The sequence below is a fragment of the Synechococcus sp. H55.2 genome (genome assembly GCF_047462495.1).
GTDB lineage: Bacteria > Cyanobacteriota > Cyanobacteriia > Thermostichales > Thermostichaceae > Thermostichus.
Genome location: NZ_JANSJH010000023.1, coordinates 17,531 through 27,844, shown reverse-complemented (window position 1 = coordinate 27,844; position 10,314 = coordinate 17,531). Strand labels below are relative to the sequence as shown.

Below are 10,314 nucleotides of genomic sequence, written 5' to 3'. Positions count from 1 at the left end.
AACGGAACCAGGGCAGCGTCCATAGAAATCAACTCCTTGGTAACCCTCTCCTATTATTATTTTGACAAACTATATAACTATATGTCGATAAAAAGATAATACAGAGTCCCCTTCCTCTCCCTGGGACAAGGGGCTATTGAGGAGATTCCTCCTCTTCGGGAATGAACACGGCGTACATGCCCCGCAGGTCTCCCACCTTGAAGTCGTAGGCCCGGTCTTGGGGGTACTTGCTGACAATGAAGGCCGGTCGCGAGTCCTTGGGCCCATGACAGGCCAGGCAGCTAGCCTCGACGTTGATGCGGCGGTAGTAGCGAATGCCCCTCTGGCCAGCCAGCACTTCCCGCTCCCAAAAGCCAATGAGCTCCGGATCCCGCTGGAAACGGGCCAGGGCCATCGTGGCGTGTAGATTGTCGGGGGCGTGCTCCGGGTTACGGTACTTTTGGGCAATTTGCTTAACTTGCCAGCCATTTTCTTGGGCCAGGGCCTGCGCCTGCACCGCCACAGGGCGACAAACCTGTTTGAAGGTCTCGGCATCCACCCCCGCAGGTGGGGATCCGGCCAAGCTGGCCGCCAGGCCGTGCCGCAGTTGATCCAGGTATTCTACGGACTCCACCGCTTTGGCCAGTTGGGCGGGATCCGGCTGGGCCAAGGCTGCGGCAGCGCCCCAGCCCAAGCTGCCTAAGGCCACCGCCAGCAAGAGCCATCTTCTCAGGTATGTCCACATCGTCTTGTCTCCTTCTCGAAGGGTGGATGTCAAAAAGTTTCTCTACGGGTGGGATGGCTGGTGCTCCAGAGCCGGCTTGGCTTTGGCAAGGCGGATTTGCTCCCCGTAGAACCAGATGGGAATGACCACCAGGGTCAGAGCCGAAGAGGTCAACATCCCCGTCAACAGCGTCCAGGCCAAGCCTGACCACACCGGGTCGGACAAGATGGGTACCGTGCCCAGCATGGTGGTGATGCTGGTCAGCAAAATCGGACGGAAACGAACGGCCCCGGCTGCCACAAGGGCTTTCTCCAGGCTGACTCCCTGCGCCCGCTGGTCGGCGATAAACTCCAGCAAGACGATGGCGTTGCGCACCACGATCCCCGCCAAGGCGATCACCCCAATCATGGCCGTGGCGCTGAAGTACACTCCGTTGAGGCTAAAGCCCACCAGGATGCCGATAAGGGCCAGGGGAATGCTGCCCAAGATGATCAGCGGAACCTTGAAGCTGCGGAACTGGCCCACCAGGATGAGGTAAATCAACAAAATGGCTACCAACATCGCGAGGCCCAGATCCCGGAACACGTCCAGGGTCAGCTTCCATTCCCCATCCCACTGGATCCAAAAGCCCTTGGGGAGGGGATGCCGCCAGAAATAGGCTATTTGATCCAAGACTGCATAGACCGAGGAGCGGCGGGCCATCTCGCCCATTACGTAGGCCACGGGCCGCTGGTCTTTATGGAAGATGGGCTCGTCGGCCACTGTGGGCACCCACTCCACCAGCTCCGACAGGGGAACCAGGGATCCCGTCGGCGTCGGCAGTTGAATGCGGTTGAGATCCTCCAGGCTTTGCCGGGCCGACGGCTCGAGGCGGACATGGATCCCCACGGGTGTCAGCTCCCCAGGCAGTTGCAGGATGCTGACGGTGGATCCCCGCAGGGCCAAGCTCAAGGTCTGGGAGACCTCCGCCGTGGTCAGGCCGACGCGGTTGGCCCGCTCCGGATCCACCTTCAGGGTCAACTGGGGAATGGGGTTTTTCACCGAGTCGTCGATGTCCACCACGCCCTCCGTCTCGCCAAACACCTGGCGCACCTGCTTGGCCAACTGCCGCAGTTGGGCGTAGTCGGGGCCATAGATTTCTGCCAGCAGGGTAGACCGCACGGGCGGCCCAGGTGGATCTTCCACCAGCTTGACGATGGCGTTGTGCCGCTCCGCCACCGCTTGCATAGCAGGCCGTAGGCGCAGCACGATCCCTTCCGAGTCGATCCGACGGGCTTCCGGCTGGCTGAGGTGGACGCGGATGTCGGCCACATCCTCGCCCTCGCGGCGGTAGGATCCCCGCAGCAGGCCGTTGAAGTCCACCGGCGCCCCTGTACCCACGTAGGTTTCAAAGCTAAACACCTCGGGATCCTGCTTGAGCACCTCCTCCAGCTCGCGGGCTACAGCGTCGGTAGCGGCCAGCTCCGTCCCCCGCGGCATATCCAACTGCACTAGGAAGGTGTCCTTGTCCGCCTTGGGCAGCATGCGAAACTTTACCACCTGGGTCAGGGGTAGGAGAAAGCTGGCCAAGAACAGGCCGGTGACCACCCCGATCAGCAGACGCCGCCGGAAGGCCGACTCCAGCAGCGGCTGCATCACGCGGCGGTAGAGCCGATACAGGCGCGTTTCTTCCAGAGCGAGCTGGGGTGGAGAGGCCTCGGTGGAGGACTTGAGGCGAATCCAGCGGGCCGCCAGAAAGGGGGTAACCGTCAGGGCCAGCGTTGTGCTGATGATCATCGCCACCGGCACATTAAAAGGGATCGGCCCCATGTAGGGCCCCATCATCCCCGTGACAAAGCGCATGGGCAGGAAGGCCAAAATGACCGTGATGGTGGAGAGAATAACCGGCACACCCAATTCCTCCACCGCGGCAATCGCCTCCTCCACCTTCTCGCGAAAGTTCATGCCGGGGCGCAGCTCAAAGCGACGGTGGATATTCTCCGTAACGGCGATGGCGTCGTCCACCAAGGTGCCCAGGGCCAGGATCAGGGCAAAGAGGGTGATGCGGTTAATCGTTTGGCCGGCAACCCAGCCCACGCCCAGCGTGCCGGCCAAAGTTAACGGGATTACAAAAGCCACAATGGCCGCCTCCCGCCAGCCCAGGAAGATCAACAACAGGCCCACCACAATGCCGATGGCCTGGAAGAGGCTGTTGTAGAGGTTCCCAACCGCTTTTGAGGCCGTCCGCCCGTCGTTGCGGGTGACGGCAACTTGGATCCCGGGAGGCAACTGCGGCCGCAACTCTTCCAGCCGCCGAAAAATGGCCTTGGCTACGGTGACCGCGTTGGTTCCCGGCTTCTTGGCAATGCCGATGGTGACCGCCGGCTGGGTGATCCACTCTCCCGTCGAGCGGCGGCGCGGATCCGGATAGGGCTCTGTGATGGGCTCGTCGCTGCGGAAGTGGATGCGGGTCAGGGAGGTGCGCTCGGCAAACTCATCCCGCACGCTGGCTACATCTCTGAGATAGACCTCCGGCTTGATTCTGAATGGCGGCCACGTCCTCGGCCGAGGCCAGCCGCTGCCCTCCCTCCAGGCGGATCTGCCGCGAGCCCACCTCCACGTCTCCCGCCGGCAGTTGCAAGTTTTCGGCGGCAATGCGCTGGGCCACCTGGGTCGGGGAAAGACCATAGCTGGCCAGCCGCTCCGGATCCAGATCCACCCGAATGGTGCGGGGATGCCCGCCCACCAGCGTCAGGTTGGCCGTGTTGGGAAGGCTGCGCAGATCCTCCAGCAGCCGCTCTCCCACCCGCCGTAGCTGATTGTCGGTGTAGTCGGCCCCTGTCAAGGTCAGGGTAACGATGGGAACATCGTCAATGATGACCGGCTGCACCTGATAGCTGGCGCCGGGGGGGAAGAGCTCGGGGTGGCTAAACAGATGGTTTTGCAGCTTAAACAGGCTGTCTTCCCAGTTTTCCCCCACCTCATACTGCACCGTGATCAAGCCGCCAGAGGCCTGGGCCACCGAGTAGATGTGGTCGATCCCTGTCAGCTCCCGTAGCTTCGCTTCCACAGGGGTGATCAGCGTCTTCTCCACGACCTCGGCACTGGCCCCCGGATACCGCAAAACTACATCCGCTGCCGGGACGACAATCTGCGGGTTTTCTTCCTTGGGGGTCAAGGTCGCCGCCAGCAGGCCAAAGATGGCCAGACCCACAATAATCAAGGAAGTAAGCTGGGCGTTGTTGATAAAGTAAGCGGTAACCTGCCCCACCCCTTGGTGCGGCTTCTCCAGCTCTGACATGGGAAAAATCCAGATTGGTTCATGCTTATACTACCATATAGCTATACCTTTATGCATCCATAGCTGCTCTTGCCCGTCTTCCGAAGCCGTCACCTGAGGTAGGCCCAGCAAAGGACGAACTGCTACTCGTGGCTGGGTCTAGGAGGGGATCCTGGCTTGGCAATCCAGTAGCCGCACTGGTGTTCTCCGTTCACCTGCCAGGTGAGGCGCTCCACCCGACAATCGGGCAGGGCGGCGGCAAACATCTCCAGCTCGTGGCCGCAGACGCTGGGAAAGCGCTGGGCAATCTGGGCGATGGCGCAGTGGTGCTCCACCAAGACATATTGCTCGACATACTGCTCAGAGCCTTCTGCTGCAATCGGGGCAGCCAGGTTGGCAGGATAGGGGTAGTACTCCGCCATGTAGCCCTCTGCCTGGCGCAACTGCACCAAGCGCTCCAACCGCTCGGCCAGGGATCCGGAGCCCATCTGGGCTTGGTACTCCTGGGCTTTGCGCTGCCACTGCTGCTGGAGCAGGGATCCCATCTGTTCGGATCCCAGGGTTTCAGCCAGCGTATTGAGCAGACCGAGGGCAAACTCGTCGTAGCCGGTGGGGAATTGCGCTTCTCCTTGGGGGCTGAGCTGATAGAGGTGCTGGGGGCGGCCCAAACCGCTAGCTTGAGCGACATGGTGGATCAGCCCCTCTGCCTCCAGATCCTTGAGGTGGCGGCGAATGGCCTGGGGAGAAATGCCCAAGTGCTCTGCCAGAGTCTGGGCGGTGGCCTGCCCCGTCTTGCGTAGGTAGATCAAGATAGCCTGCTTGCTGGAAACGGGTTGCGTGAACGGATCGGTGATCTTGCGCGCGCTCTCCACCCTCGCCCTCCTGGTTAGACTGGGTTTACTCGGCTGCCGCTGCCAGCACCGCTACTTTGACAAGGGGATCATTGCTAAAGTAACCTGAGGATTAGTTAAGCAACAACCATGTTGTTTTAATTGGCCATCTGTTTTGCCCCTGTCCCTAACCGAGAGCCATCCATGTCTACGAGCGTCCGCACCCTAATTAGCCAGCCCTACAAGTACGGCTTTGTTACCGACATCGCCTCTGAGTCCATCGGCAAAGGCTTAAATGAGGACATCATTCGGCAAATCTGGGCCAAGAAGGGGGAGCCGGACTTTATGCTGGAGTTCCGGCTGCGGGCCTACCGCCAGTGGCTGAAGATGAGCGAGCCCACCTGGCCGAATGTGACCTACCCGCCCATCGACTACCAGAACATCGTTTACTACTCCGCTCCCAAGGTAAAGGAGAAGAAAAAGAGCCTCGACGAAGTGGATCCCGTGCTGCTGGAAACCTTTGAGAAGCTGGGGATCCCTTTGTCGGAGCAGAAGCGGCTGGCCAATGTGGCGGTGGACGCCATTTTCGACAGCGTCTCGGTGGCCACCACCTTCCGGGAAAAGCTGGCCAAGGAAGGGATCATTTTCTGCTCCATGTCGGAGGCGCTGCGGGAGTACCCTGAGCTGGTGCGCAAGTACCTGGGCACGGTGGTACCCATTGCCGACAACTACTACGCGGCGCTGAACTCGGCAGTGTTTAGCGATGGCTCCTTTGTCTATGTGCCCAAAGGGGTGCGCTGCCCGATGGAGCTGTCCACCTATTTCCGCATCAACAACGGCGAGTCGGGCCAGTTTGAGCGCACCCTGATCATTGCTGACGAGGGATCCTACGTCAGCTACCTGGAAGGCTGCACGGCCCCCATGTTCGACACCAACCAACTGCACGCGGCGGTGGTGGAGCTGATTGCCCTGGACAATGCCGAGATCAAGTACTCGACGGTGCAGAACTGGTATGCCGGCGACGAAAACGGCAAGGGCGGCATCTACAACTTCGTGACCAAACGCGGCCTCTGTCAGGGGGCCAACTCCAAGATCTCCTGGACGCAGGTGGAGACCGGCTCGGCCATCACCTGGAAATATCCGAGCTGCGTGCTGGTGGGGGAAAACTCGGTGGGCGAGTTCTACTCAGTGGCCCTGACCAACCACTACCAGCAGGCCGATACCGGCACCAAGATGATCCACATAGGCCGCAACACCCGCAGCAGAATTATCTCCAAAGGCATCTCGGCGGGGCATTCCAAAAACAGCTATCGCGGCCTGGTGAAAATTGGGCCCAAGGCAGAAGGCGCCCGCAACTTTTCCCAGTGTGATTCCATGTTGATTGGGGATCAGTGCAGCGCCAACACCTTCCCCTACATTGAAGTGCAAAACAACACTGCCAAAGTAGAGCACGAAGCTTCCACTTCCAAAATCGGAGAAGAGCAACTGTTCTACTTCCAGTCGCGCGGCATTTCTGTAGAAGACGCCGTCTCCATGATCATCAGCGGCTTCTGCCGAGAGGTGTTCAACCAATTGCCGATGGAGTTTGCCGTCGAGGCGGATCGGCTGCTGAGCCTGAAGCTAGAGGGATCCGTTGGCTAGATCCCTGGCGAGCGGCTATGCTCGTTGCCAATTGCCGAGCAGCCTGGCGCAGCTCCACCTTGGGGGCGGCGCTGAAGGGGTAGGTCTGTCCGCCAATACTTCGACCCAAGACGAACTGCTGACATGATCCGGGAAAACAGCCCTGTCATTTTATCTGTCCGCGATCTCACGGCTGAGATCGACGGTACCCCTATCCTCAAAGGGGTGAACCTGGAAATCCGGGCCGGCGAGATCCACGCCATCATGGGGCCCAATGGCTCCGGGAAAAGCACCTTCTCCAAGATCTTGGCCGGCCACCCCGACTACCGGGTAACAGGGGGCGAGATCCTCTATCTGGGCAAGGATCTCTTGGCAATGGAGCCGGAGGAGCGGGCCTGGGCCGGGATCTTCTTGGCCTTTCAATACCCCATCGAGATTCCGGGGGTGAGCAACTTGGACTTCTTGCGCGCCGCCTACAACGCCCGGCAGAAATATCGGGATCAGCCGGAAATGGATCCCCTCGATTTTGACGACTTGGTGCGGGAAAAACTGAGCATTGTCAAGATGGATCCCGCTTTTTTGGAGCGCTCCGTCAACGAAGGGTTTTCCGGCGGCGAGAAAAAGCGCAACGAGATCCTGCAGATGGCGGTGCTGGAGCCGACGCTGGCTATCTTAGACGAGACGGACTCCGGCCTGGATATCGACGCGCTGCGCGTCGTTGCCCAGGGCATTAACCAACTGGCCAGCCCTGAGAAGGCCATGCTCCTCATTACCCACTACCAGCGCCTGCTGGAGTATGTAACCCCCGACTATGTGCATGTGATGGAAGGGGGGCGCATCGTCCTCAGCGGCGATAAGACTTTGGCGCTGGAGCTGGAAGAGCGGGGCTATGACTGGCTCAAGGAGGAGGTGGGATGAGCGCTGCGGTGCCCAAGTCCTCGGTTCGAGAAAGCGACGCCAGCGGTTTTGGCCGTCCCTTTCTGGAGCACATCCTCCGCCAAATCCCAGAGGTGGAAGATCCCCATACCACCCTGAGACAGCAGGCCCGCGCCCAACTGGCGGAACTGGGGATCCCCACCCCCCGCGAAGAAGACTGGAAATACAGCGACCTCTCGCCGCTGGTGGCCCACACCTTTCGCCTGGCCGGCCCTGGACAGGCAACGCTAGAGAAGGCCGTGCTGGATCCCTGGCTGTGGCCGGAGAGCCGTCACAGCTATGCGGTGTTCGTCAACGGCTACTTTGCTCCCCACCTTTCTGACTTGAGCGGCCTGCCCTCGGCCCTGCGAATTGCTCCCCTAAGCCAGTCGGCTCCTGGATGGTTGCAAACCATCGTCAAGCTCGATGTCTTCAGCGCCCTCAACACCGCCCATCTAGGCGATGGGATCCAGATTGAGCTGCCGCCCCAGCAGGAGGTTTTGCCGCCCTTGCACCTGCTCTGGATAACCGTGGCCTCTGAAGGAGAGGCGGTTTTGGCCCAGCCCCGCTGTCTGGTGGCTTTGCAGGCCCACAGCTCCCTCACCCTGATTGAAGATCACCTCTCCTGGGGGGCCGGGATCCCCTTTGGCAACGCCGTCGCCGAGATTGCCCTGGCCGAAGGATCCCGTCTACACCATGTGATCTTGCAGCGGCAGGGATCCCAGGCTTTTCACATCAACCAAACTGCTGTGCGCCAGGGCCGCCACAGCCACTACCGGCTGCAGGCCATCCAGTGGGGATCCCAATTTTCCCGCCACAACCTGGAGCTTGTCCAGGTAGAACCCCAGGCCCACACCCACCTGCAGGGACTGACCCTGCTGAAGGGATCCCAGCACAGCGACACCCACTCCCGCCTGGTGCATCAAGCGCCCCACGGCAGCAGCCGCCAATTGCACAAGTGCATCGTGGACGAGGCGGCCCGTGCGGTCTTCAGCGGGCGCATTTTGGTGAGCCAAGCAGCTCAACTGACAGACGCCGCCCAGACCAACCGCAATCTGCTGTTGAGCCCCAAGGCGCGGGTGGATACGCAGCCACAGTTGGAGATCTTTGCCGACAACGTCAAATGTGCCCACGGGGCCACCGTCAGCCAACTGGAGGCCGAAGAAATCTTCTATTTGCAAAGCCGCGGCATTCCCCAGGCCCAGGCCAGGCAACTCCTCACCTATGCTTTTGCAGCCGAGATCCTCGAAGGGATCCCTTTGGCCCAGCTTCCTTCTCAGGTGGCCTGCCGGTTGGGATCCGATTAATTTGCGATCAATTCGGTTTCTGGTTACAGCTTTTTCCGACTTCATGGGAGTTCTGTAGCCAAGCGAGATCCTTCCTACGCAAGAGATGGATCTACATTGGCTGTAGTAGATAACGCCGGAAAAAGCTGTAGTTGTTGGCTGCTCCCGAAATGGCCATTATCCTCAAGAGTGACCGGGCTTAGGCGTAATGGCTTGACGCGAAATAGATTCGGGAGTTTCCTTATCGATCTTCTATGGTTGCGTTTTCTTGCAAATCTTAGGTTGGAAACGCTCAAACTGCTATACAGAGAGGGTTTCAGCTATTGTCACCACTGAGGAAATAGCCAGAATAAGAGTAGCTATTGACCCAGCAATGGGCGCTACGACAACTTGGTGAATGCACGATGTTTCCCTCTCTGTTGACCCCACGCACAGCAGGCCTACTCCTATCGGGAGCCGCACTGGGCATTCATTGCCAGGCGGCTATGGCCGCCCCTTTTCGCGACACTTTTGGTCACTGGGCCCAAACCTACATTGAGGCTCTCTCCGCTCAAGGGGTGTTGAACGGCTTCCCGGATGGCACCTTCCGTCCCAACGAGCCGGTGACCCGTGCTCAGTTTGCCACCCTCGTCACCACTGCCTTTCGCCTCCGCAACACCTCTGGTGCCTTCATCGGCTTTCGGGATGTGCCCTCCAACCACTGGGCGGCCAGCGCTATCTCCGCGGCGGCAGCCAACAACTTGGTGGCCGGCTTCCCGGACGGCACCTTCCGACCCGAACAGCCCGTTACCCGCACCGAGGCGCTGGTGATCCTGACCAACGCCCTTGGCAACACAAGTGCCATCCCCGCGGCCCAGCCGAGCGAGCTGTTCAGCCGCTACCGTGACGCGGCAGCCATTCCCAACTGGGCCCTGACGCTAATTGCAGCCGCCAACCGCGCCGGCCTGATCGTGAATTACCCAGATCCCATGCTCTTGGAGCCCAACCGTCCTGCCACCCGTGCTGAGGTGGCTGCTTTTACCCACCAGGCCCTGCTCAGTCGGGGATCCCTGGTGGCCCAGAACCCAGGCAATTGGCTCTCCACCCCTCAGCCCGGCTTTGACCTGCGCCTTTCCACGCTGGCGGCGGGCACTCTGATACAGACCACCACCCCCTTCAACGAGCGCCTCTTCATCGCCCCCAACGAAACTCGCCCTATGTCCTTGATCGTTCGCAACCCAATTCGCAACGGCCAGGGGGACATCCTGGTGCCTTTTGGCTCACGGGTGGATGGCCGCTTTGAGCCAGCGCCGGGCGGCACGCGCTTTGTGGCGGAAAGCATCATCGTCAACAACCAACTGTTCCCCTTGGCCGCTCAATCGGATGTAATCCGCGATGTCAAGGATCCCCGCTACACCACCACAGGCAAGATCATCCAAGATGCGGCCATCGGCGCGGCAGCAGGCGCCGTTCTCGGCTTGGTAACCGGCGATAATGCCATTGCCACAGAAGAAGTGCTGGGGGCAGGGGTGGCCGGAGCGGTGATCGGCAACGTGACAGCGCCGCCGGTGGTGGTGTTGGATCCCAACCAGGTGATCGAGCTGCGCCTCACCCAGGATCTGGCGCTAGTTCCTCAATCCCGCTAGCGGCGCGGGGGTGTCCGTTGCAACAAGACGCAGGCGATACAACTTCTCACTGTCTTTCCATCGGTGAAGCTGGGCG

8 protein-coding genes are annotated in these 10,314 nt (G+C 60.4%); 4 read left to right on the top strand and 4 right to left on the bottom strand.

Annotated elements, in window-relative coordinates:
• Nucleotides 1-133: 133 nt before the first annotated feature.
• From NW844_RS04715 to sufR, 4 genes are all read right to left on the bottom strand, one after another.
• Entirely contained in the window at nt 134-724 is a 591-nt protein-coding gene (locus NW844_RS04715) for a DUF3365 domain-containing protein (RefSeq protein WP_414333930.1), read from the bottom strand.
• A gap of 42 nt (nt 725-766) precedes the next feature.
• Nucleotides 767-3,187 carry an efflux RND transporter permease subunit gene (locus tag NW844_RS04710; protein ID WP_414333928.1) on the bottom strand — a complete coding sequence of 807 codons (2,421 nt, stop codon included), beginning with the start codon at nt 3,185-3,187 and terminating at the stop codon, nt 767-769.
• Nucleotides 3,177-3,983 carry an efflux RND transporter permease subunit gene (locus tag NW844_RS04705; protein WP_414333926.1) on the bottom strand — a complete coding sequence of 269 codons (807 nt, stop codon included), beginning with the start codon at nt 3,981-3,983 and terminating at the stop codon, nt 3,177-3,179. Before NW844_RS04705 ends, NW844_RS04710 begins: the two co-directional genes overlap by 11 nt.
• A 122-nt stretch (nt 3,984-4,105) precedes the next feature.
• Nucleotides 4,106-4,834, bottom strand: a complete 729-nt coding sequence (sufR, locus tag NW844_RS04700; RefSeq protein ID WP_414333924.1) for an iron-sulfur cluster biosynthesis transcriptional regulator SufR — start codon at nt 4,832-4,834, stop codon at nt 4,106-4,108.
• A 162-nt stretch (nt 4,835-4,996) separates the two neighbouring features.
• Between sufR and sufB the strand changes: the two genes are divergently transcribed.
• The 4 genes from sufB (at nt 4,997) to NW844_RS04680 (ending at nt 10,238) form a co-directional block, all read left to right on the top strand.
• Nucleotides 4,997-6,433 (top strand): Fe-S cluster assembly protein SufB, encoded by a 1,437-nt coding sequence (gene sufB, locus NW844_RS04695; RefSeq protein WP_414333922.1) that lies wholly within the window; start codon nt 4,997-4,999, stop codon nt 6,431-6,433.
• A gap of 123 nt (nt 6,434-6,556) precedes the next feature.
• A complete protein-coding gene (gene sufC, locus NW844_RS04690) occupies nt 6,557-7,330 on the top strand; it encodes a Fe-S cluster assembly ATPase SufC (protein ID WP_414333920.1) in 774 nt (257 codons plus the stop codon).
• The gene (sufD, locus tag NW844_RS04685; protein WP_414333918.1) at nt 7,327-8,634 is read left to right on the top strand and encodes a Fe-S cluster assembly protein SufD; all 1,308 of its coding nucleotides are present in this window, start codon (nt 7,327-7,329) and stop codon (nt 8,632-8,634) included. The genes sufC and sufD overlap by 4 nt, the downstream gene beginning before the upstream one ends.
• Before the next feature lie 464 nt (nt 8,635-9,098).
• Entirely contained in the window at nt 9,099-10,238 is a 1,140-nt protein-coding gene (locus tag NW844_RS04680) for an S-layer homology domain-containing protein (RefSeq protein WP_414333916.1), read from the top strand.
• The last annotated feature ends 76 nt before the right edge of the window (nt 10,239-10,314 follow it).

What these genes read in the sequence shown, in the direction of transcription:
- sufD (WP_414333918.1), top strand. Translation starts at nt 7,327, where the DNA reads ATGAGCGCTGCGGTGCCCAAGTCCTCGGTTCGAGAAAGCGACGCCAGC.
- NW844_RS04705 (WP_414333926.1), bottom strand. Translation starts at nt 3,983, where the DNA reads ATGTCAGAGCTGGAGAAGCCGCACCAAGGGGTGGGGCAGGTTACCGCT.
- sufB (WP_414333922.1), top strand. Translation starts at nt 4,997, where the DNA reads ATGTCTACGAGCGTCCGCACCCTAATTAGCCAGCCCTACAAGTACGGC.
- NW844_RS04680 (WP_414333916.1), top strand. Translation starts at nt 9,099, where the DNA reads ATGGCCGCCCCTTTTCGCGACACTTTTGGTCACTGGGCCCAAACCTAC.
- NW844_RS04715 (WP_414333930.1), bottom strand. Translation starts at nt 724, where the DNA reads ATGTGGACATACCTGAGAAGATGGCTCTTGCTGGCGGTGGCCTTAGGC.
- sufC (WP_414333920.1), top strand. Translation starts at nt 6,557, where the DNA reads ATGATCCGGGAAAACAGCCCTGTCATTTTATCTGTCCGCGATCTCACG.